At 60.7% G+C, this 22461-nt stretch carries 22 protein-coding genes and 2 riboswitches; of the genes, 12 read left to right on the top strand and 10 right to left on the bottom strand.

What is annotated here, in order from left to right; all coding sequences use genetic code 11:
• Nucleotides 1-124 precede the first annotated feature (124 nt).
• The 7 genes from Q1M54_RS06530 (at nucleotide 125) to Q1M54_RS06560 (ending at nucleotide 8307) form a co-directional block, all read left to right on the top strand.
• Entirely contained in the window at nucleotides 125-1096 is a 972-nt protein-coding gene (locus Q1M54_RS06530) for a TRAP transporter substrate-binding protein (protein WP_300555449.1), read from the top strand.
• Between the two features lie 71 nt (nucleotides 1097-1167).
• Nucleotides 1168-1662 carry a TRAP transporter small permease gene (locus Q1M54_RS06535; protein ID WP_300555451.1) on the top strand — a complete coding sequence of 165 codons (495 nt, stop codon included), beginning with the start codon at nucleotides 1168-1170 and terminating at the stop codon, nucleotides 1660-1662.
• Complete coding sequence (locus Q1M54_RS06540) at nucleotides 1659-2936, top strand: TRAP transporter large permease (protein ID WP_300555453.1); 1278 nt, start codon at nucleotides 1659-1661, stop codon at nucleotides 2934-2936. Before Q1M54_RS06535 ends, Q1M54_RS06540 begins: the two co-directional genes overlap by 4 nt.
• Before the next feature lie 9 nt (nucleotides 2937-2945).
• A riboswitch (glycine riboswitch) is annotated at nucleotides 2946-3063 on the top strand.
• 11 nt (nucleotides 3064-3074) lie between these two features.
• A riboswitch (glycine riboswitch) is annotated at nucleotides 3075-3207 on the top strand.
• Nucleotides 3208-3251: 44 nt separating this feature from the next.
• Nucleotides 3252-4391, top strand: coding sequence for a glycine cleavage system aminomethyltransferase GcvT (gene gcvT, locus Q1M54_RS06545; protein ID WP_300555455.1), 1140 nt, complete (start codon nucleotides 3252-3254; stop codon nucleotides 4389-4391).
• Nucleotides 4392-4464: 73 nt separating this feature from the next.
• Nucleotides 4465-4830 (top strand): glycine cleavage system protein GcvH, encoded by a 366-nt coding sequence (gene gcvH / locus Q1M54_RS06550; protein WP_300555457.1) that lies wholly within the window; start codon nucleotides 4465-4467, stop codon nucleotides 4828-4830.
• Nucleotides 4831-4850: 20 nt separating this feature from the next.
• Complete coding sequence (gcvP, locus tag Q1M54_RS06555; protein WP_300555459.1) at nucleotides 4851-7769, top strand: aminomethyl-transferring glycine dehydrogenase; 2919 nt, start codon at nucleotides 4851-4853, stop codon at nucleotides 7767-7769.
• Between the two features lie 55 nt (nucleotides 7770-7824).
• Nucleotides 7825-8307, top strand: coding sequence for a GNAT family N-acetyltransferase (locus Q1M54_RS06560; protein ID WP_300555461.1), 483 nt, complete (start codon nucleotides 7825-7827; stop codon nucleotides 8305-8307).
• Here the strand turns inward: Q1M54_RS06560 and Q1M54_RS06565 are convergent.
• Nucleotides 8288-9448, bottom strand: coding sequence for a J domain-containing protein (locus tag Q1M54_RS06565; RefSeq protein WP_300555463.1), 1161 nt, complete (start codon nucleotides 9446-9448; stop codon nucleotides 8288-8290). The two genes, Q1M54_RS06560 and Q1M54_RS06565, sit on opposite strands and share 20 nt — an antisense overlap.
• Before the next feature lie 98 nt (nucleotides 9449-9546).
• Here Q1M54_RS06565 and Q1M54_RS06570 point away from each other — a divergent pair, with 98 nt between their 5' ends.
• A complete protein-coding gene (locus Q1M54_RS06570) occupies nucleotides 9547-11472 on the top strand; it encodes a radical SAM protein (protein WP_300555465.1) in 1926 nt (641 codons plus the stop codon).
• A gap of 23 nt (nucleotides 11473-11495) precedes the next feature.
• Here the strand turns inward: Q1M54_RS06570 and Q1M54_RS06575 are convergent, their stop codons facing one another.
• From Q1M54_RS06575 to Q1M54_RS06595, 5 genes are read right to left on the bottom strand one after another with little or no spacing between them, the layout of a single operon-like run.
• Nucleotides 11496-12191, bottom strand: coding sequence for an SDR family NAD(P)-dependent oxidoreductase (locus Q1M54_RS06575; RefSeq protein WP_300555756.1), 696 nt, complete (start codon nucleotides 12189-12191; stop codon nucleotides 11496-11498).
• Nucleotides 12191-12958 carry an SUMF1/EgtB/PvdO family nonheme iron enzyme gene (locus Q1M54_RS06580; RefSeq protein ID WP_300555467.1) on the bottom strand — a complete coding sequence of 256 codons (768 nt, stop codon included), beginning with the start codon at nucleotides 12956-12958 and terminating at the stop codon, nucleotides 12191-12193. The genes Q1M54_RS06575 and Q1M54_RS06580 overlap by 1 nt, the downstream gene beginning before the upstream one ends.
• Nucleotides 12958-13341: a thiol-disulfide oxidoreductase DCC family protein gene (locus Q1M54_RS06585; RefSeq protein WP_300555469.1), complete on the bottom strand. Its 384-nt coding sequence runs from the start codon at nucleotides 13339-13341 to the stop codon at nucleotides 12958-12960. The genes Q1M54_RS06580 and Q1M54_RS06585 overlap by 1 nt, the downstream gene beginning before the upstream one ends.
• Complete coding sequence (locus tag Q1M54_RS06590; protein WP_300555471.1) at nucleotides 13338-13937, bottom strand: histidine phosphatase family protein; 600 nt, start codon at nucleotides 13935-13937, stop codon at nucleotides 13338-13340. The genes Q1M54_RS06585 and Q1M54_RS06590 overlap by 4 nt, the downstream gene beginning before the upstream one ends.
• A 2-nt stretch (nucleotides 13938-13939) precedes the next feature.
• The gene (locus Q1M54_RS06595; RefSeq protein WP_300555473.1) at nucleotides 13940-14596 is read right to left on the bottom strand and encodes a DsbA family oxidoreductase; all 657 of its coding nucleotides are present in this window, start codon (nucleotides 14594-14596) and stop codon (nucleotides 13940-13942) included.
• 100 nt (nucleotides 14597-14696) lie between these two features.
• Here Q1M54_RS06595 and aroQ point away from each other — a divergent pair, with 100 nt between their 5' ends.
• Nucleotides 14697-15134, top strand: coding sequence for a type II 3-dehydroquinate dehydratase (aroQ, locus tag Q1M54_RS06600; RefSeq protein ID WP_300555475.1), 438 nt, complete (start codon nucleotides 14697-14699; stop codon nucleotides 15132-15134).
• Between the two features lies 1 nt (nucleotide 15135).
• Here the strand turns inward: aroQ and Q1M54_RS06605 are convergent, their stop codons facing one another.
• From Q1M54_RS06605 to Q1M54_RS06620, 4 genes are read right to left on the bottom strand one after another with little or no spacing between them, the layout of a single operon-like run.
• Nucleotides 15136-16023, bottom strand: a complete 888-nt coding sequence (locus tag Q1M54_RS06605; protein ID WP_300555477.1) for an alpha/beta hydrolase — start codon at nucleotides 16021-16023, stop codon at nucleotides 15136-15138.
• Nucleotides 16024-16035: 12 nt separating this feature from the next.
• The gene (locus Q1M54_RS06610; protein WP_300555479.1) at nucleotides 16036-17217 is read right to left on the bottom strand and encodes an MFS transporter; all 1182 of its coding nucleotides are present in this window, start codon (nucleotides 17215-17217) and stop codon (nucleotides 16036-16038) included.
• A 3-nt stretch (nucleotides 17218-17220) separates the two neighbouring features.
• The gene (gene aroC, locus Q1M54_RS06615; protein WP_300555481.1) at nucleotides 17221-18318 is read right to left on the bottom strand and encodes a chorismate synthase; all 1098 of its coding nucleotides are present in this window, start codon (nucleotides 18316-18318) and stop codon (nucleotides 17221-17223) included.
• 45 nt (nucleotides 18319-18363) lie between these two features.
• A complete protein-coding gene (locus Q1M54_RS06620; protein WP_300555483.1) occupies nucleotides 18364-18831 on the bottom strand; it encodes a CBS domain-containing protein in 468 nt (155 codons plus the stop codon).
• A gap of 115 nt (nucleotides 18832-18946) precedes the next feature.
• Between Q1M54_RS06620 and Q1M54_RS06625 the strand changes: the two genes are divergently transcribed.
• Genes Q1M54_RS06625 through Q1M54_RS06635 form a run of 3 tightly spaced genes read left to right on the top strand, consistent with a single transcriptional unit; the run spans nucleotide 18947 to nucleotide 22450 of the window.
• Nucleotides 18947-20248 (top strand): O-acetylhomoserine aminocarboxypropyltransferase, encoded by a 1302-nt coding sequence (locus Q1M54_RS06625; protein ID WP_300555485.1) that lies wholly within the window; start codon nucleotides 18947-18949, stop codon nucleotides 20246-20248.
• Between the two features lie 2 nt (nucleotides 20249-20250).
• Complete coding sequence (locus tag Q1M54_RS06630) at nucleotides 20251-21069, top strand: alpha/beta hydrolase (protein ID WP_300555487.1); 819 nt, start codon at nucleotides 20251-20253, stop codon at nucleotides 21067-21069.
• Nucleotides 21070-21109: 40 nt separating this feature from the next.
• Nucleotides 21110-22450, top strand: a complete 1341-nt coding sequence (locus tag Q1M54_RS06635; protein ID WP_300555489.1) for a cytochrome P450 — start codon at nucleotides 21110-21112, stop codon at nucleotides 22448-22450.
• Nucleotides 22451-22461 lie beyond the last annotated feature (11 nt).

Genomic DNA, 22461 nt, shown 5'->3' on the forward strand with positions numbered 1-22461 from the left:
CCAAGGCATCATCACCCCCGCGAAAACCCTAGGCGAAACGCTGACGCCAAACACCATAATCCGATTTGTATGACAAGTTGATTCCCACCTTGTTGTCGTCCACCGAATCATGAGGAGCTTTTGAATGAAACTGAGCAAATTGATGTTGGGCCTGAGCCTGGCTGTAGGTATCGTGGCCACGGCCTCCGCACAAATCACCATGCGCAACAGCATTTCTGTTGGCCAAAACTCTCACCAAGGCGAGGCCATCGACACCTTGTCCAAGGAAGTTGAAAAGCGCACCAACGGCCGCATCAAAATTCAAAACTTCTACGCTGGCGCATTGGGCGCAGAGCGTGAATCCATCGAATCGGTGCAACTGGGCACGCAAGAGCTGACCACAACCTCCACCGGTCCAGTCCCCAACTTTGTGCCCGAAACACGCATCTTGGATGTGCCCTTCTTGTTCCGGGACAAGGCGCACGCACGCGCTGTGTTGGATGGCCCCATCGGTCAAGAACTGCTGACCAAGTTCGAAGCCAAGGGCTTCAAAGCCTTGGCCTGGGCTGAAAACGGTGTGCGCCACATGACCAACAGCAAACGCGCTGTCAACGGCCCGGATGACCTCAAGGGACTGAAGATGCGCACCATGGAAAACCCCGTGCACGTGACCGCTTACAAGAGCTTGGGCATCGTGACCACCCCCATGGCCTTCACAGAGGTGTTTACCGCTTTGCAACAAGGCACTGTGGACGGCCAGGAAAACCCCCTGTCGGTGATCATGGCCGCCAACTTTGACCAGGTGCAAAAGCATTTGTCGCTGACGGGTCACGTTTATTCGCCTGCTGTGATCTTGATGAACAAAGCCAGCTTTGACAAACTCAGCGCTGCCGACAAGCAAATCTTTTTGGACTCCGCCAAAGAAGCTGTCAAAGCCAACCGCGCCCGTGTTGACAAAGACGATGCCAACGGTGTGGCCGAGTTGCGCAAAAAAGGCATGAACATCATCGAGAACGTGGACAAGTCCAAGTTCATTGCCACCATGGGTCCAGCCATTGCTGAATTCGAAAAGCAGTTCGGCAAAGCCAACTTGGACCGCATCCGCAATTTCAAGTGATTTGAGTTTGCCCATGACGCCCGACCGGCTCAGGCTGGCGGGCGTTTTTCAATTTGGCCGAGAAACTCCCCATGAAACAATTATTTTTACGCCTTGAGCAACGGACCACCGCCTTCTCGATGATGGTCGCCTGCGCGATGATGGCTCTGGCCTCGGCATTTGCCATTCACCAAATCGTGACCCGCTTCATCCTGGAGTCTCCGGCAGAGTGGACCGAGGTGTTGATCCGCTTCAGCCTGATCTGGATGGTGTTTCTCGGCATTCCCACCGCTTTTCGCACCGGCTCCATGGTCAGCGTGGATTTGCTGTACCGCTTGAGCGGCCAACGCATGCGGCGGGTTTTGGATGCTGTGGTGGCCATCTCGGCACTGACGCTGTGCTGCATCATTTTGTGGTGGGGCTGGGACTATGCCAATCGGGGCAGCGTGCAGTCCATGATTGGCCTTGAGGGCGTTTCCATGTTCTGGGCCTACTTGGCTCTGCCAGTGGGCGCTGTGTTCAGCATCATCGGCATCATCGGCTTTTGGCTGGATCCCCAGCGCATGGAATTGGAGAACGCACAATGAGTTCAGTCATGCTTTTCACGATGCTGTTGTGCTTTGCACTGACAGTGTCAGTGGCCGTTTCGATTGGTTTGTCGGCGATTGTCGGCATCCAGATTGCCAACGCCAACATGCTCATTTCCGTCAAGGAAATGTTCAACTCTCTCAACAAATTTCCGCTGGCCGCCATTCCCTTCTTCATTTTGGCGGGCAACCTGATGGAGACCGGCGGCATTTCTCGCCGCTTGGTCGAGTTTGCCAAGAGCATCGTGGGTGGCATCCAGGGTGGCCTGCCCATCACCTGCGTGCTGACTTGCATGATTTTTGCTGCGGTTTCAGGCTCCTCAGTGGCCACCACCTTTGCCATTGGTGCCATCTTGATTCCCGCCCTGATCAAACACGGTTACCCCCGCCCCTGGGCCACGGCCTTGCAGGCCACCTCGGCTGAGTTGGGGGTGATCATTCCCCCATCTATCCCCATGATTTTGCTGGGCGTGAGTGCCGAACTCTCGATCGGCGAGCTGTTTGTGGCGGGCGTGGGGCCTGGCCTGCTGATTGGCTTTGCCCTGATGCTGTTTTGCTGGCTGTATGCAAAGTACAAAGGCTGGGGCAAAAACGACGGCGAGGGCCGCCTGAGCTTTGGCAAAGCCACTTGGCAAGCCAGCTGGGCTTTGCTCATGCCGGTGATTGTGCTCGGCGGCATTTATGGCGGCGTCTTCACACCCACCGAAGCGGCTGCCGTGGCGGTGCTTTACTCCTTCATTGTCGGCACCTTGATTTACCGCGAAATCGGTGTCAAAGACATGTACAACATCCTGCGCAAATCGGTGATTTCAAGCGCGGTGATCATGTTCATCATCGCCAACGCCGGGCTGTTTGCCTTTTTGATCACCCGTGCCGGTGTGCCCGCGGCCATTGGTGCCTGGCTGCAAGAGGTGCTGCAGTCACCCGTATATTTCTTGCTGGGCGTCAATGCGGCCTTGTTCATCATCGGCATGTTCATCGAGACCAGCGCGGCCATCATCGTGCTGGCCCCGATCCTGGTGCCGGTGGCGATCCACTTTGGCATCGACCCGATTCAATTCGGCATGGTGATGATCGTCAACCTGGCTTTAGGCATGATCACCCCGCCTTTTGGCGTGAACCTGTTTGCCGCGTGTACGGTGGCACGAATATCGCTGGACAGGATCATCAAAGACCTGATCCCCTTCATCGGGGTCATCTTGGGCTGCCTGATGCTGATCAGTTATGTACCAGAGGTATCACTGACCTTGCGCGACTGGATTTACAACAAATAAAGCTAGAATCAACCTCTGTCAGGAGAGTGCCTGACTTGTCTTCCCTCATGAAACAAGTCAGACCGCCGAAGGCGCAGGCGGTTTGAAAAACTGCTGAACGCTCAGGCAAAAGGACTGACAAAACGCTTTTCATCAAAGCGTTACCTCACTGGAGAGAGGTGCTGGGATATCGATCCACGGCATCCACCGAAGGAGCAACCCGCAGAACGTTTGGCTTTTAGGCTGAATGTCCCCGGCGAATCTCTCAGGTAAAGCGGACAGCGAGGGCAAGCGCTACAGCATGTGCTGTGGTTTTTCATTGCCCTTGGAGTTTTTGTGACCGCTGCTGCCGACTTGCTCACCACCCCTTTGAATGCACTGCACACCGAGCTGGGCGCCCGCATGGTGCCTTTTGCCGGTTACAGCATGCCCGTGCAATTCCCGGCAGGCTTGGTCGCTGAGCACCACCACACTCGCAGCGCGGCTGGCTTGTTCGATGTCTCGCACATGGGCCAGTTGTGCCTGAGCGGACCGGATGCTGCAGCCGCCTTCGAGAGCCTGATGCCGGTGGACGTGATGGGTCTTGGCCTGCACAAACAACGCTATGGCCTGTTGCTCAATGACGAGGGCGGCATCATCGACGACCTGATGTTCGTGAACCGCGATGTGGCCAACGGTGGCGACATTTTTGTGATCGTCAACGGCGCTTGCAAGCACGGCGATTTGGCCCACATCCAAGAGCGGATCGGCAGCCGCTGCACCATCACGCCGCAATTTGACCGCGCCTTGCTCGCCCTGCAAGGCCCGCAAGCGGTGATCGCTTTGCAACGGTTCTTGCCGGGTGTCGAAAAGCTGGTGTTCATGACCGGCGCAGCTTTTAATGTGGATGGCGCAGACCTGTATGTGACGCGCAGCGGCTACACCGGCGAGGACGGTTTTGAAATTTCTCTGCCCGCCCACGCTGCCGAGGCTTTTGCCCGCCGCCTGCTGGCCCAGCCCGAAGTCAAGCCCGTTGGCCTGGGCGCCCGCAACTCATTGCGCTTGGAAGCCGGGCTGTGCCTGTACGGCAACGACATCGACACCACCACCACCCCGGTCGAAGCGGGCTTGAACTGGGCCATGCAAAAGGTGCGCCGCACCGGTGGTGCGCGTGCGGGCGGCTTTCCGGGTGCGACCAAGGTGCTGGCTCAACTCGATGGCACAGCCCCAGCGCAACGCTTGCGCGTGGGCCTCATCGGCCTAGAACGTGTGCCGGTGCGCGAGCATGTCGAGTTGCACAACGACGCAGGTCAGAAGGTGGGCGAAGTCACCAGCGGCCTGCTCGCTCCCACCGCCGACCAGCCCGTGGCGCTGGCCTATGTGCAGGCAGAATATGCAGCGTCGGGCACACGTCTGAACGCCATGGTGCGCGGCAAAGCCGTGCCCATGCAAATCAGCCCCCTGCCCTTCGTGCCCAACCGCTATTACCGTGGTTAAAGCCTCACTTCATCGTTAATTGGGGTCAGATCCCAATTAAATGTCACCAATTCAACACTCAAGGAGCCCCCTCATGATCAAGTACACCGAAGACCACGAATGGTTGCACATTGACGGCGACACCGCTGTCGTGGGCATCACCCACCATGCGCAAGATGCGCTGGGCGATGTGGTGTTTGTCGACCTGCCCGAAGTGGGCAAGTCCTTTGCAGCAAAAGATGTTGCGGGCGTCGTCGAGTCGGTCAAAGCCGCCGCCGATGTTTACATGCCTGTGGACGGTGAAGTCACCGAAGTGAACGAAGAACTGCGCGGCGACCCATCACTGGCCAACACCGACCCACTGGGCAAAGGCTGGTTCTTCAAGGTCAAGTTGTCCAACCCGGCACAAACCGATGCTTTGCTGGACGAGACGGCTTACAAAGCGTTTTCTGCAGCTTGAAAGATTAAACGGAGCCACGCATGCTGATGTCCACCCTCAAGCCCTTGGGCGAACTCGAAAACCCATCCGAATTCATCGCCCGCCACATTGGCATCAGCGCTGCCGACGAACAGCACATGCTGAGCGTGATCGGTGAGGCATCGCGCCGGTCGCTGATCGAATCCATCGTGCCGCGCAGCATCGCCCGCGCCCAGGACATGGTCTTGCCTGCGCCCCTCACCGAAGCAGCCGCTCTGGCCGAACTCAAAACCCTGGCGCAAAAAAACCGCCTGCTCAAAAGCCACATCGGTCAAGGCTATTACGGCACGCACACGCCGGGCGTCATCTTGCGCAACATCCTGGAAAACCCCGCTTGGTACACCGCCTACACGCCCTACCAGGCTGAAATTTCACAAGGTCGCATGGAAGCGTTGGTCAACTTCCAGACCATGGTGTGCGACCTGACGGGCATGCCGATTGCCAATGCCTCGATGCTGGACGAAGCCACTGCGGCGGCCGAAGCCATGACGCTGGCCAAGCGCTCGGTCAAAGCCAAGGGCAACCGCTTCATCGTCGCAGGCGACGCCCACCCGCAGACCATCGAGGTGATCCGCACGCGCGCAGAGCCTCTGGGCATTGAAGTGGTGCTGGCCGAGAGCGAAGCGCAGTGGAACGAGTTGCTGGACGGCGACGATTATTTTGCAGTGTTGGAGCAGTACCCGTCGACCACCGGACGCTTGGGTCAAGACACTGGGGACACCCTCAAAGTGCACGCCAAGAACGCGGCTTACATCGTGGCCGCTGATTTGCTCGCGCTGACCCTGCTCATGCCACCGGGCGAATGGGATGGTGGCGGTGCCAACGGTGCCGACATTGTGGTGGGCACCACCCAGCGCTTTGGCATGCCCATGGGCGCGGGCGGTCCGCACGCGGCCTTCATGGCCTGCCGTGACGAATACAAGCGCTCTCTGCCTGGCCGCTTGGTGGGCGTGAGTGTGGACGCACACGGCAACCCGGCATACCGCCTAGCTCTGCAAACCCGCGAACAGCACATTCGCCGCGAAAAAGCCACCAGCAACATCTGCACCGCGCAAGTGTTGCCCGCCGTGGTGGCCAGCATGTACGCCGTCTACCACGGTCCGCAGGGCTTGAAGCGCATTGCGCAGCGCGTGGCCAGCTACACCGCAGTCTTGGCCAACGGACTCCAGCAGATGGGCTACACACGGGTCCATGAGAACGCTTTTGACACCCTGAGCCTGCAAGTCGGCGCAGATCGCGCGCGTGAATTGGCGCAACGGGCTGTGCAGCGCGGTTTGAACATCCGGGTGGTGTGGGAAGAATATGTGGGTCTCTCGCTCGACGAAACCACCACCCGCGATGACATCCAACGCCTTTGGGAAATATTCGCCAGCAGCGGTCAGCCGCTGCCGAGCTGGGAACAGTTTGAAAAAGGCGTCGCCCCGCTCATTCCCGATTCCCTGCAGCGCACCAGCCCCTTCCTCACGCACCCAGTGTTCAACCGCTACCACAGCGAGACCGGCATGCTGCGCTACATCCGCCAGTTGTCCGACAAAGACCTGGCGCTGGACCGCAGCATGATCCCGCTGGGCAGCTGCACCATGAAGCTCAACGCCACCAGCGAGATGATCCCCATCACCTGGCCCGAGTTCGCGGGCGTCCACCCCTTTGCCCCGGCCGACCAACTGGCGGGCTACCAACTTTTGGACCAGCAGCTGCGCGACTGGCTGTGCCAGGCCACTGGCTACAAAGGCATCAGCCTGCAGCCCAATGCCGGATCGCAAGGCGAATACGCAGGACTCTTGGTCATTCAGGCCTACCACCGCGCCCAAGGCCAGGGCCACCGCAACATTTGCCTGATCCCTTCCAGCGCGCACGGCACCAACCCCGCCAGCGCCCAGATGGTCGGCATGACCGTGGTGGTCACCAAGTGCGACGACAACGGTAACGTGGACATGAACGACCTGCAGGTCAAGTGCGAGCAACACAGCGCCAACCTGGCTGCGGTGATGATCACCTACCCCAGCACCCACGGTGTGTTCGAGACGCAAGTCAAAGCCTTGTGCGAATTGGTGCACCAACATGGCGGGCGCGTTTACGTGGACGGCGCGAACATGAACGCGCTGGTGGGCGTGGCCGCACCCGGCGAGTTCGGCGGCGACGTGAGCCACCTGAACCTGCACAAGACCTTCTGCATCCCTCACGGCGGTGGTGGCCCCGGCGTCGGCCCCGTGTGCGTGGTGGAAGACCTGGTGCCTTATTTGCCGGGCCACGCCACGGGCGGCTTGCCAGTCAATGGGGTGGGCGCAGTCAGTGCTGCCCCCCTGGGCAATGCCGCTGTGCTGCCCATCAGTTGGATGTACTGCCGCATGATGGGCGCCCAAGGCCTGAAACACGCGACCGAGGCGGCAATTTTGGCGGCCAACTACATCAGCAAGCGCTTGGCCGACCATTACCCCACCCTGTACGCCAGTGAAAACGGTCGTGTCGCCCACGAGTGCATTTTGGATTTGCGCGGCTTGAAGGACACCAGCGGCGTGATGGCCGAAGACGTGGCCAAGCGCCTGATGGACTATGGCTTTCATGCGCCCACGCTGAGCTTCCCTGTGGCCAACACCTTGATGGTCGAGCCCACCGAGAGCGAAACGCTGGAGGAGATCGACCGCTTCATCGACGCGATGATCGCCATCCGCGAAGAAATCCGCCTCATCGAAAACGGCAACTGGCCGCAAGACAACAACCCACTCAAAAACGCGCCACACACCGCGGACAGCCTGCTGGGCAACGAATGGAACCGTCCTTACAGCCGTGAAATCGGTGCGGCCCAAGCCCAGCGCCTGCCCGGCAGCGTGAAGTACTGGCCGCAAGTGGGCCGCGTCGACAACGTGTATGGTGACCGCAACCTGTTTTGCAGCTGCATTCCTGTCAGCGACTACACCTGATCCAAGCCCAAAGGACCCTTTGCATGCCCCCCATGCCCACCGCCACTGTCTGACCATGCCGCTTCAAATCCTGCCGGTTGACTACCAAAACCCCTCACACCGGACTGCGCTGGTGATGTTGCTGGACGCCTATGCCCAAGACCCCATGGGGGGTGGAGAAGGACTTGCGCAGGAAGTGAAAGCGCGCCTGTGCGATGACCTGGCTGGCCGCACCGACACGGCCAGTTTCATCGCTTGGCTTGGCGATGCACCCGTGGGCCTGGTCAACTGCATCGAAGGCTATTCGACCTTCAAGGCGCGGCCCCTGATGAACATCCACGACATCGCCGTGCTGCCCGGTCACCGGGGCGCTGGCGTGGGTCAAGCCTTGCTTGCGGCTGCAGAGCAGCATGCCAAAAACCGCGGCTGCTGCAAGCTCACGCTGGAGGTGCTGACCGGCAATGCGCCAGCTCTGAAAAGTTATCTGGGCTTTGGCTTTGCGCCCTATGCACTGGACCCGGCTGCGGGCCAAGCCAGCTTCATGCAGAAGTGGCTTTAGCCAACTGCCACTGCTCTTTGAGCCAGCGTTTGAGCTCCGCCTCGTTCTGAATGCGGCGCAAATCCGCCTCCAAGCTGTCGGAGATGTGGCGCTGATCGGCCTGAAGGCGCTGCAGTGATTGCGTCATCAGTGCCACGTCAGCTTCTGCCTGCACGGGCACGCACAGCTCCAGGCTCAAACGGGTTTGCAACTGGTCTAAATCTTCTTCCAACGCTGCCAACTGCTCCTTGAGCAGCATGCACATGGCGATCAATTTGTCGTCGGCCAAGTGTGATCCGCTTTGATGATTCCCCTGCGTCCCTTGCATTTGCAAACGAAGCAAGGTGGTCAGGTCGTTTTTTTCATAAGCGGCGTTGACCTCACTCATCAGCGCGGTTTTGCGCAGGCGCTCTTGTTCATCAGGCTCACGGTCAGGGTGCAAAGCACTGGCCAGTTGCCGAAAAATCGTGCGGATCGCGCTTTTGGCGTCAAGCTCACGCAGCATCGCGGGCGGCACATCGCCTTTTTCGGCGGCGGCACTTTGCTTTTGGGCTTGTTTTTGCGCTTTTCGGGCGGCACGCTTGGCCGCCTTGCGTGCCTCGTTGGCCTCTTGCTGCTGTTGCCACTGGCGCATGCCCGCCTGCATCATCTCCTCAGGGGTCTGGTACTGGCTGGGTTTGTGAAGGGGCTGACCCAAGGCTTCTTCGATGCGCTCACGCAAGGCTTGAGCGGCTTGAGCCTGCTCGTCTGCGGCTTCTTGGGTGTCCTCTTCGCTCACATACACCTCGGCCAAGGCCTTCACCTGCGGGTCGGCAGTGGCTGACAGTTGGTCGATCAGTCCACGCAGCAGCCCCCGAGCCATGCGATGCTGCCGATCGGTCAAGTCTGCGGTTTGCAAGCGGTCGTGCACAAACAGCAAGAGGCTTTTACGGTGGACCTGTGCTTGCTGCACTGAGACTCTCAACGCTTGGATGTGCGCGTAACGGTGCTGGTCTGACCAAGCCTCCAGCCGCTGGATCAGGCCCGACAGTTTTTCAATTCGGGCGAGCAAATCATTGAAGCGCTGCTGTGCAGGGCTGAGCCGAGCTTGTTCGCCGGGCTGGACCATCAATGCGGACAGGGACAAGGCAGCGTCTTGAAGCGCTTCGGGCGAAGGGGTCATCTGAAAAAAATGGCAGGGCAAGGCTTAATGGGCAGCTGGATGTTAACGCCCTTGCGCCCGTTGATAATCCCACCACCGATCCGACCATTGCCCGCCTGATGCCCAGTCTCACCCCGATCAAAGTGCTCAGCCTCATCCCTCCGATGACGCAGCTGAACACGCCCTACCCGTCCACGGCCTACCTGACGGGTTTTTTGCGTTCAAGGGGCATCGATGCGGTTCAAGAAGATTTGGCACTGGCCACCGTACTGGCCTTGCTCAACCGCAAGGGACTAACGGACTTGCGCGACACGGCATTGGCTTTGCCGGTCGAAGAACGCTCGGGGCCGGTGAACTTTTTCTTGGACCACTTCCAAGATTACGCCATCAGCATCGATCCAGTGATCGCGTTTTTGCAAGGCCGAGACAGCACGCTCAGCCACCGCATCGCAGGCCGGGGATTTTTGCCCGAAGGCCCGCGTTTTGAGGCGCTCGACGCCTATGAGGACGATGGCACTGGCGACCCGATCGGCTGGGCCTTTGGCTCACTGGGCCAAACCGACCGGGCCCGGCACCTGGCCACGCTGTACCTGAACGACCTGGCCGATGTGCTGCGCGACGCGGTGGATGAGGGCTTTGAATTTGTGCGCTACGCCGAACGCCTGGCCGCCAGCCAGCCCAGCTTTAACGCGCTGGCCGAGGCCCTGGCCGAGCCGCCCAACCTGATCGACAGCACACTGGAGCGCTTGGCGCTGGATGCGATTGAACACCACCAGCCCACCCTGGTGTTGTTGTCCGTGCCCTTCCCCGGTTCGGTCTATGCGGCTTTTCGCATCGCCCAATGCATCAAACGCTCGCACCCGGATATCCGCATCGCCCTGGGCGGCGGCTTTGTGAACACCGAGCTGCGCGAACTCAAAGACGCGCGGGTGTTTGACCATGTGGATTTCGTGACCCTTGACGGTGGCGAGCGCCCCTTGCTCAGCTTGATTGAGCACCTGCAAGGCCAGCGCAGTGCGCAGCGGCTGCAACGCACCTTTGTGCGCAATGACAAAGGCCAGGTGCAGTACATCCACCTGCAAGAGCCCGACGTCCCCTTTGAAGACGTGGGGACGGCCACTTGGGACGGCTTGCCGCTCCACAAGTACTTGTCGCTTTTGGACATGCTCAACCCCATGAACCGGCTGTGGAGCGACGGGCGTTGGAACAAGCTCACCGTGGCGCACGGCTGCTACTGGAAGAAGTGCAGTTTTTGCGACGTGAGTCTGGACTACATCAGCCGCTACGAAACCGCCCAAGCCAGCACGCTGGTGGACCGCATCGAGCAGATCGTGGCCGAGACGGGCCAGACCGGCTTTCACTTTGTGGACGAAGCAGCACCCCCCAAAGCCCTCAAAGCATTGGCCGAGGAGCTGCTGCGCCGGGGTGTCCAAATCTCTTGGTGGGGCAACATCCGGTTTGAAAAAACCTTCACCCCCGAGTTGTGCGAATTGCTGGCTCAAAGCGGTTGCATTGCCATGTCAGGCGGCCTCGAAGTGGCGTCTGACCGCTTGCTCAACCTCATGAAAAAAGGCGTGTCGGTTGAGCAGGTGGCACAGGTCACCAAAGGCTTTGCCGATGCAGGCGTGCTGGTGCACGCTTACCTGATGTATGGCTTTCCGACGCAAACCGTGCAAGACACGGTGGACGCGCTCGAGTACGTGCGCCAGTTGTTTGAAAACGGCTGCATCCACAGCGGCTTTTTTCACCGCTTTGTCTGCACCGTGCATTCACCCGTGGGCCTGAACCCCGAGGCTTACGGCGTGACGCTGCTGCCGCTGCCCGAGGGGACCTTTGCCAAAAACGATGTGGGCTTTGTGGACCCCACCCCCATGCCTGCTGGCGTTGACCACGACCTGCTGGGCCAAGGCCTCAAAAAAGCCATCTACAACTTCATGCACGGGGTGGGTGTGGAAAACGACGTGCGCCAGTGGTTTGAACTGCCCAAGGGACAGTGCCCCAAAAGCACCGTGCCGCGGCACAAGATCGCCAAGGCGTTGGGCTGATCTCGCCACTCAGCCCTGGCGCATCACCAAGGGATGTGCTGCCCTTGGTGGTCCACAAACTGCGCACGCCCGGAGGGCTGCAAGCCATCGAGCGTGGCCAGCAAACGCTGGGCTGACTCGTCGGGGTGCAGGGCATCCTGACCCACAAAGGGCTGACTCAGGGCCGACTGCACCGTGCCCGGCTGCAAAGCGGCCACCACCAGCAGTGGCCTGCGCCGCGACAGCTCAATGGCCGCGGTTTGCAGCAGCATGTTGAGTGCCGACTTGGCTGCCCGGTAGCCGTACCAACCGCCCTTGCGGTTGTCTTCAATGCTGCCAACCCGCGCCGACAGCTTGCCCCAAATCACCCTCTGCCCAGACGCCAGCAAAGGCGCGAAGTGCTTGAGCAAGAGGCCAGGGCCCACGGCGTTCAGGTGCATTGCGTGGAGCAAATGCGTGGCATCGAGCTCCTCTAGGCGCTTTTCGGGGCCGCGACCGTTCACTGTCAAAGCCCCCGTGGCATCGAGCACCAGATGAAACGGCCCACGCTCCGCCAAGGCCTGGGCACAGGCCTTTATGCTGGGCTCACTGAGCAGATCCAACCCGGGTGCGCTTTGGCGCGACACACCCACCACCGCAGCGCAGCGTGGGTCAGCCCGAAGTTGCTGCAGCAAGGCCCCGCCAATCGCCCCAGTGGCGCCCACCACCAAGGCCCGGAAGCCCTCAGGCAAGGAATGCATCATGGTTTGGCTCTGGCAGCACCGGACACGTTGGGTGTCAGGTCATACACGCAGCGAAAACCAATGTAAACCGCCAAAAAATCAGCCGGCTTGTAGGCCTGCACATCGGCCTTCATGTTGAAAGCGCCGTACCACCAGGAGCTGCCCACCGTGCGCCTTTCGTTGCCCCGGGCATCGGTGGTCCACTCCCAGGCATTGGCGCCCATGTCATACAGGCCATTCACACCCTGTCGGGTTGCCCCGGCAGGTGCGGCGCGTGGCCACGGGTCGGGGTCGCTGGTGTTGGCGCCCTGTGGGCTGTCGCCCGTGCTCCAGGCATAGGTGCGGCCCTTGACCCAAGGTGCAGGGGGTGATTCGCGCAGCTCGGTGAAGCCCGCTTTTTGCCATTCGGCCCCGGTGGGCAAACGGCCCCCGGCCCAGCGGCAGTAAGCCTGCGCTTCGGCAAAGTCAATGTGCACGGCAGGCAGGTCTTTGTTCGCCGGCACGCCATCGGGTTGGCGCCAAGACCAGCCCGGACGACGCTCCCAGCCTGCGCCATATTCAAAACCACCGCCTTCTTTCTCGGCGCGGGTCACGGTGCCGGTCGCACGCACATAACGCTCAAACTGGCCGATGGTCACTTCCGTCCGGTCGATGGCCCAAGCGCCCAAAGTCACCTTCTCTCCAACTGGGCTTGGCGCTTGCGCGACAGCCTGCGACACACTCAAACAAGCGAGCAAGCTGGCCGCAAGCACGGGCTTTGCGCTGGCCCTCGAAACTTTGGTCATCATGGTCTCTCCTCACCCAAGCCGCGCCTGACCCACTTTTGCAAAGTGGGCCGCAGCGGCAAAAACAAACGGTAAGCGGCCTCAAACAGCCACGACAAAGGTGGCCAGGCCGACAACCAGCCCAGCCAGCGCCATCCTGGAAACATGCGCCACATCTGCGAGAACGCTGCTGCGCCGCTGTACAAGCGGCCGTGGCGGTCGCGCACATGGAATCGGGCCATGGCCTGCGCACAGCTGAGCGTGGCGCCCAATTCGGCCCCGGCGCTCACATCCACCCAATCGATGGCGGCCGCCTGGGGCAAACGCCGGTAAATGGCGATTTCGCGGCGGCACATGGGGCACGAGCCGTCAAAGTAAACGGTCAAACTGTGCAGGCTGCTCATGGGGCCAAAGCCGCTCTGGCCAGCAAACGGCCTTGCCGGTCCACCAAAAACCCCTCGCCCATGCTGGGATAAGCGCCGGTCAAGCCGGTCATGATCACTTGGTGCGTGACCCACACCTCGGTGCGCCCTTTGGGCAATCCCCGCAAACGGGTCAACAAGGCTTTTTGCTGAGCCGCCGGATCGCCTTGCCCCGCAAAGGTGCTGTTCAGGGCTGGCCAGTCTTCGAACTGGCCAAAAGCCAGCCGCGCTGTGTCCTGGCAGCGGCACCACTGGCTTGTCAGCACCGCCTCCGGCTGGAAATTTTGCGCCTTCAGCCACGCGCCCAAAGCCCGCGAGGCTTGCCTGCCGTCCTCGCTCAAATTGCGCTGAGTGCGGCACTGCCCTAACGCAAATTCAGGCGGATCGCCCAAGCCCGCTTCGGTTGCGGCATGGCGAATCAGCAGCGCACCGCCGCTTTGACGCCAAAGACGCAACAATTCGATCTTGGCAGCGTTGACTTCTGGCTGTGCGAGCACTGCGCCCGGAACACCCACCCACGCCAAAGCCGCAGCCCCGCCCCATTGACCCAGCCACTTGCGGCGCGTTGTGCAGGACATGCTCAAGAGACCTCGCCCAAAGCGATGCGGCGCAAGGCTTGCTCAAACACCTCGGCCGGCTGGCCGCCCGAGATCAAATGGCGGTCATTGATGATCACAGCGGGCACCGATCGGATGCCCGCTTGGGTGTAGAACTGTTGGCGCTCACGCACCTCCTCAGTGTGCGCGTTGCTTTGCAACACCTCGCGGGCAGCGGCCACATCCAGGCTTGCTGCGGCCACGCCCGCCAGCAAAACCTCGGGGTCTTCCATGCATTCGGCTCGGCCTTGGTAGGCCTCCAAAAAAGCTTTTTTCAAGCGGTGCTGGGCGCCAGGCCCTTGGGTTTCGGCCCAATGGAGCAAGCGGTGCGCATTGAAGGTGTTGTACACACGACCCCGGCCGCCTGGGTGAAATTCAAAACCCACCTCTGCCCCGCGTGCGGCGATGTTCTGGCGAATTTGCGCCTGCTGCTCTGCGGTAGAGCCGTATTTTTGCGTCAGGTGTTCGCCCAAATCTTGGCCACCGGGGGGCATGTGCGGATTCAGCTCAAAGGGCTGAAAGTGCAGCTCAGCCTGCACTTCTGCGTTCAGCCGCTGCAGCGCTTGCTCCAGCGCCCCCAAACCCACGGCGCACCAGGGGCAGGCAATGTCAGACACAAAATCGATTTTTAGAGGGGTCATGGCACACTTTCATGCAAGGCCTTGGATATTGCCGCAAATCACCGACAATCGCATCCAAGCCATTCAATTCCCATGATCCTTCGAGCGATAGAGCCCCACCATGAAGATCCTTGTCCTGCACGGCATCAACCTGAACATGTTCGGCAAACGCGACCCAGCCCAGTACGGCACCGTCACGCTGGATGAAATCAACGCGCAAGTGACCGCTTTGGGCCAGACCCTCGGCGCCCAGGTGGAGTGCTTTCAGACCAACATCGAAGGCGAGATGGCCGAGCGCATCCACCGGGCCCACAACGATGCGGTGCAAGCCGTGGTCATCAACGCAGGGGCCTGGACGCATTACAGCTACGGCATCCGCGATGCTTTGGCCATTTTGAAGTGCCCCATCATCGAAGTGCACATGTCCAACATCCATGCCCGCGAAGCCTTTCGCCACCAATCGGTGATCGCCGACATTGCCAAGGGCCAGATTGCCGGTTTTGGTGTGGACAGCTACCTGCTGGGCCTGCGCGCGGCGGTCACGGCCGCCCGCGCTTGATTCAAGCAGGCACCGAGCCCAACACCCGCTGCAAGGCCTGATCAAAGGCCTGTGCCGCCTCGTACTGCACCCAATGCCCGGCACCGGGCACGGTGTGCCACTGTCCCCAACGTTGTGCCAAACGAGGCATGGCCGCTTGGAGCTCTGACAAGCGTTCACGGTACAAAGCATCGTGCTCGCCAAAAATGGCACTCACAGGCACCTGCAATTGAGGCAAGGCACGCGCCACGATGTCGGTCGATGACAAGCGCCGCCTTGGCATGCGGTCGCGCTGGACATTGGCGGCATGCAAACTCAGCGCCAAACTATCCATTGAGGTGATGGATTCGAACATGAGCGCCATCAGGTTGTGACGGTGCACACCTTCTTGCGCTTCGGGCGTGGGCAAATGCCGCCAGCCTTTGAGCGGCACCCGCTGCGACGTCGACAGGCCCATACCCGGCGCGCCGACCAACACCAGCTGTTCGGCATCTTGCGGGTGCGCGGCCAGCCACAAAGCGCCCGCCATGCCACCAAACGAAAAACCCACCACGCGCACAGGGCCGCTGCACACCCCGTTGGCCTGCAATTGCTGCAGTCCTGCATGCAGGTGTGCAGGCAATGCGTCGACATCGGTGCAGCCCTGCGGCAGATCCGAGTCGCCAAAGCCGGGTAAATCTGGTACCAGTACACGCCAGCCTGCGTCACGCAAAGTGGCGATGTTGCGCACCCAATGGGTCCAGCTGCCGCTGCCGCCATGCAGCAAAACCAGCGCAGGATGGTGCGCAGGGCCCCAGACATGCCAGACCGTGTGGGCACTCATCAGCTGGGTGTCAAGGCGCTGTCCATCGCCCAAAGCCTGGGCCAGTTCAGGCGGTAAAAATTGCAGCGGTAAAAAAATAGTTGACACAAGCAATCTCCATCACATCGCGGCCGACCTGCCGAGGTGGTGCAAACGCCACACCTTGAAAGCTGCGGCCGTGGCCAGCAAACTGATCAGACAACTGGCCACGAACACGCTTTGCAGGCCCCAGCGCTCACTGATGACGCCGCCCAGCAAAGCCCCCAACACGCCCGGAAACCCATAGGCCACCACGGTGTACAGCGCCTGACCGCGACCACGCAAAGGGCCCGAAAAATGCTTTGAAATCAAGGCGATACACACCGTGTGATGGGTTGCAAAGGTGATGGCGTGCAGCGTCTGGGCCAACAACAAGACCCACAACACGTCGGCCCATCCGGCGGTGAGCACCATGCGCAACAGCATGACGGCCGAGCAAGCCACCAACCAAGCGGTCAGCGGCAGCCGGGGTAACCAACGCGATTGGGTGAAAAACCACACCACCTCCACCGCCACCGACACCGCCCAGAGCAAGCCGATCATGGTTTTGCTGTAGCCCAAGGAATCGAGGTACAGGGAGAAGAAAACATACACACCAATGTGCGACAACACATGAAAAAACGTGGACGCAAAAAACCAGTGCACGGGTGGTTGACTCAAAACCGGCACGACCGAGGCATGCACGCGCACTTGAGGCGCCGACTCTTTGAGGTCGGGCATCCACCAAACGCTGATCAACACCGCCCCCAAGGTGAGCACGGTCCAGCCCGGAAAGTGCTGCATGCCAAAGGCCTCGAACCAGGCCCCGGCGGCAAACACAGTGACCAAAAAACCCATCGAACCCCACAGGCGCACTCGGCCATAACGCTTGGTGTCAAAGGCGCCATCGCGGCTCACCAAATGGGCCATGGCCGCCTCGCTCATGGGCATCATGGCGCTGGTATGGGTGAACATGAGCAACAAAACCAGGCCCAAACCCACCGGGCTCCAGTCCCAAAACAGCAAACAAGCTGTGGCAAACGCCACCCCAGCCCCGATGCGCAACAACTTGACCCGCTCGCCCGTGCGGTCGCTCAAGGCGCCCCAGGCATAAGGGGCAAACAATCGGGTGGTGGCCTGAACGGCCGTGAGCACGCTGATGGTGAGCAGGCTCAAGCCCATGTCTTTCAGCCACAGCGGCAAATACGGATTGAAAAACCCGATGTGTGCAAAGTAACTGGCCGACAAAGCGGCAAAAGGCCAAAGCTGACGGCGTGGCGTCATGCCTTATGGCTTGGCCGCAGCAATCGGGGCCTGCGCGTGCTCGACATCGCCGCATTGGGCGCGGTGCTGCAAGGCGTGCTCCATCACCACCAGCGCCAGCATGGCTTCTGCAATCGGCGTGGCGCGGATGCCCACACACGGATCATGTCGGCCTTTGGTGATGACCTCGGTCGGCTTGCCGTCAGAATCAATCGAGTCGCGGGCAATCAGGATCGAGCTGGTGGGCTTGATGGCGATCGACACCTCGATGTCCTGCCCGGTGCTGATGCCGCCCAGCACGCCGCCTGCGTTGTTGCCCACAAAACCCTCGGGCGTGAGCGTGTCGCCAGCGCTGCTGCCCTTTTGCGTGACGCAGCCAAAGCCCGCGCCGATCTCCACGCCCTTGACAGCATTGATCCCCATCATGGCAAACGCAATGTCAGCGTCGATCTTGTCAAACAGCGGCTGGCCCAAGCCCACGGGCATGCCCCGCGCCACCACGCGCAGGCGCGCACCACAAGAATCGCCCGATTTGCGCAGAGTGTTCATGTAGTTCTCCAGGGCCGACACATCGGCCACCGGGGCAAAAAACGGGTTGTTCGGCACATGGTCCCAGCTCTCAAAGCCAATCGGCACATCGCCAATTTGGGTCATGCAGCCCACAAAGGTGGTGCCAAATTGTTCCTTCAGCCATTTTTTGGCCACCGCGCCTGCGGCCACCATGGGGGCCGTCAAGCGGGCCGATGAACGGCCACCGCCACGCGGGTCGCGCAGGCCGTATTTGCGCCAGTAGGTGTAGTCGGCATGGCCCGGGCGAAAGGTTTGCAGAATGTCGCCATAGTCCTTGCTGCGCTGGTCGGTGTTGTTGATCAACAGGCAGATGGGGGTGCCGGTGGTCAGGCCTTGGAACACGCCCGACAAGATTTGCACCGCATCGGGTTCGTTGCGTTGGGTGACGAATTTGCTGGTGCCGGGGCGGCGGCGGTCGAGGTCGGGCTGGATGTCAGCCTCACTCAAAGGCATGCCCGGGGGGCAGCCGTCAATCACGCAGCCAATGGCTGGGCCGTGGGATTCACCAAAGTTGGTGACCGAGAAGAGATTTCCGAATGTATTGCCGCTCATGGGTACGAATTATCCCAGAGCGGGCTCACTCCGCTGGGAAAAGCTTCACTGCTTGGCGTTTCCGGCTTCTGAAGAGGAAGCGTCGGGCCAATCCCGGATGTAGGCTTTGAGCATGGTGTTTTCAAAATTCTGGCTGTCCACCACAGCTTTGGCCACATCGTAAAAACTGATCACACCCATCAACATTTGGTCGTCCATCACAGGCATGTAACGGGCATGGTGTTCCAACATCATGCGGCGCACCTCGTCGATGTCGGTAGCGCCAGAGCAAGTCTGCGGTTGGGCTTCCATGGCCTCTCGCACCTTGGTGCTGCCCACTTGCCCACCGTTTTTGACAATTCGCTGTATCACTTCGCGAAAAGTCAACATGCCCACCAATTGGCCCCGGTCCATGACCACCAAAGAGCCGATGTCCTTTTCGGCCATGTCGGTCATGGCCAAAGACAGGGGTTCGTCAGGCTGAACAGTGAACAAGGTACCGCCCTTGACGCGGAGGATGTCGCTGACTTGCATGGTGTGTCTCCTTGGGGTCGAAATCGGTATCGGTGAGAATTCAATATAGCTCACAATGAACACCGACGGACAAGCCAAAACCCTGTCCAACGTTTTCTTTTTTCGGAGATCTCTCATGGCCGGTTACGGTGACCCTGGTTTTGACACTTTGGCCTTGCACGCAGGCGCAGCGCCCGACCCGACCACTGGTGCTCGCGCAGTCCCCATTCACCTGACCACCTCTTTCGTTTTCGAGTCATCAGACCAAGCCGCTGCCCTCTTCAACCTCGAGCGCCCAGGCCATGTCTACAGCCGGATCAGCAACCCCACCAATGCGGTGCTGGAGCAGCGCGTCTCGGCCCTTGAAGGCGGCATCGGCGCGATCACCACCGCCAGCGGCCAAGCGGCGCTGCACCTGGCGATTGCCACGCTCATGGGTGCGGGTTCGCACATCGTGGCCTCTTCTGCTTTGTACGGCGGCTCACACAACCTGCTGCACTACACCCTGAGCCGCTTTGGCATTCGCACCACTTTTGTCAAACCCGGTGACCTGGACGCCTGGCGCACCGCTGTTCAACCCGACACCAAACTCTTTTTTGGCGAAACCGTGGGCAACCCTGGCATGGACGTGCTGGACATCGAAGCGGTGAGTGCCATCGCGCACGAAGCGGGGGTGCCACTGCTGGTGGACTCCACCCTCACCTCGCCTTGGCTGATCAAACCTTTTGACCACGGAGCCGATCTGGTCTACCACTCGGCCACCAAATTTTTGTCAGGCCACGGCACGGTGGTGGGCGGCGTGGTGGTGGATGGCGGCAGTTTTGACTGGGACAAATCGGGCAAGTTCGCCGAGCTGAGCCAAGCCTACGCAGGCTTTCACAACATGGTGTTCAGCGAAGAAAGCACCGTGGGTGCCTTTTTGCTGCGCGCCCGGCGCGAAGGCCTGCGCGACTTTGGCGCTTGCATGAGCCCGCACACCGCTTGGCTGATTTTGCAAGGCATCGAAACCTTGCCCCTGCGCATGGCGCGCCACATGGAAAACACCGCCAAAGTGGTCGAATTTTTGGCCGCGCACCCGCTGGTCAGCCGCGTGGGCCACCCCATGTTGGACAGCCACCCTTCGCACGCTTTGGCGCAAAAGCTTCTGCCACGCGGCGCTGGCTCGGTGTTCAGCTTTGACATCAAGGGAAGCCGCGCCCAAGGCCAAAAGTTCATCGAAACCCTCAAGGTCTTCAGCCACCTGGCCAATGTGGGCGACTGCCGCAGTCTGGTGATCCACCCGGCCAGCACCACGCATTTCCGCATGACGGACGAAGCCTTGGCCGCAGGCGGCATTGGCCCCGGTACCATCCGACTGTCGATTGGCTTGGAAGACCCGGCCGACCTGATCGACGACCTGAAAAAGGCACTCAAAGCGGCCGAGAAAGCAGGGGCCTGACCATGAAGATCTCCGTTCAAGGCCACGAGCTTTACGCCTACACCGGCGGCAAGCCCTTCAACCCCGCCCAGCCCACCGCCGTGTTCATCCACGGCGTGCTGAACGACCACAGCGTCTGGATTTTGCAAACCCGTTATTTGGCGCACCACGGCTGGAACGTGCTGGCGCTTGACCTGCCCGGGCACTGCAAAAGTGAAGGCACACCGCCCCAAAGCGTGGAGCAAGCCGCCGACACCGTCATCGCCTTGCTCGACGCCCTGAAGATCGAGAAAGCCGCGCTGATCGGCCACAGCTTTGGCTCGCTGATCGCGCTTGAAGCCACAGCACGCGACGCCGCAGCGCACCCTGGGCGCGTGAGCCATTTGGTGATGGTCGGCACCGCCTATCCCATGGCCGTGTCGCCCACTTTGCTCGACTTATCGGTCAGCGCCCCGTTCAAGGCCATCGACATGGTCAACACCTTTTCGCATTCCACATGGGCCCCACCCCCTTCGGCCTTGGGCCCCGGCACTTGGCTGTACGGCGGTAGCAAGGCGCTGATGCGCCGGGTGCTGGCCAGCAACACGCAGGTCAATGTGTTCCACACCGGCTTCAAGGCCTGTGACGACTACCGAGGCGCAGAAGCCGCCATGCCGCAAGTGGCCTGCCCCACCCTGTTTGTGCTGGGCAACGCCGACCAGATGACGCCGCCCAAAGCGGCGCAAAACCTGATCGACCTGTGCCAACAGCCCAAGGTGGTGAGGCTGGCCGCAGGCCATTCGCTCATGACCGAAGCGCCCGAAGGCGTGTTGCAGGCGCTCAAGGATTTTTTGAAGCCGTGAGCTTCACGACCCTTTGCGCACAGGCTTACGCACCTGCAACATGAACACACTGGCTGCACACATCACCCCGCCTTTGTCGGCTGACAGAGCCCAGACAATCGCCCACTCGCTGGACCTGCGGGCCTTGCCACGCGACTTTCTGGACAACCCGTATCCGGTCTATGCCGCACTGCGCGAGGCTGAGCCTTTCAAGCGCATGCCCGATGGCTCGTTCTTCCTGACCCGCCATGCCGATTTGGTGGCGGTTTACCGAGATGCCAAGGTGTTCAGCTCCGACAAGCAAGTCGAGTTCGGCCCCAAATACAACCACGCCCCGTTCAACCAGCCGCCCTTCGCCACAGCGAGCGGTGTCTCCCCGCTGTTCGAGCACCACACCCACAGCCTGGTCTTCAATGACCCACCCCTGCACACCCGGGTGCGCCGCCTCATCATGGGGGCACTGACCCGCCGGGCCATTGAAGCCATGGAGCCGGGGCTGGTGCTGCTGGTGGACAGCCTGCTGGACAAGATCGAGGCCCATGGCGGCGGCGATCTGATCGAGCACTTTGCATCGGCCATTCCGGTCGAGATCATCGGCAACCTGCTGGGCGTGCCGCACGCCGAGCGAGAGCCTCTGCGCGGCTGGTCGCTGGCCATTTTGGGGGCGCTTGAGCCTGCCCTCACCCCTGAGCAGGAAGCGCTGGGACACCGCAGCGTGACCGAGTTTCTGGCCTATCTGCGCGCTCTGGTGGCGGATCGCCGCCTGCACCCGGGTGATCCAGAACACGATGTGTTGACCCGGCTGATCCAGGGAGAAAAAGAAGGCGACACGGGTGGCGATGCCCTGAGCGAAGTGGAGCTGCTGCAAAACTGCGTGTTTTTGCTCAATGCCGGACATGAGACCACCACCAACCTGATCGGAAACGCGCTCATCAGCCTGCAAGAATGGCCCGAGCAGCGCCTGCAGCTCTTGGCCGATCTGAGTCAAGCCAGCGATGAACAAGCCCAGGCCAGCGTATTGGGCTTGGCGGTGGACGAGTTTTTGCGCTTTGAATCGTCCAACCAACTGAGCAACCGACGAGCCCTGCAAGCCACGCAGGTCAACGGCTTCGATCTGCCAGCGGGAGCCTTGGTCACGCTGTGCATCGGCGCGGCCAACCGTGACCCGGCCGTTTATGCCAACCCCGAAAAGCTGGACCTGCGCCGCACCGGCAACAAACACCTGGCTTTTGGTTTTGGCGTGCACCAATGCGCAGGCTTGAGCTTGGCGCGTTTGGAAGGTCGCATCGCGATCGGCCGGTTTGTGCAGCGCTTTCCCAATTACCAACTCACGCAAGCCCCCGTGCGCGGCGGCCGAGCCCGGTTTCGGGGCTTTTTGCACGCGCCATTTTCAATCGAATAAGCACCCGGAGA

The sequence above is a fragment of the Limnohabitans sp. Rim8 genome (assembly GCF_943326455.1).
Taxonomy (GTDB): domain Bacteria; phylum Pseudomonadota; class Gammaproteobacteria; order Burkholderiales; family Burkholderiaceae_C; genus Limnohabitans_A.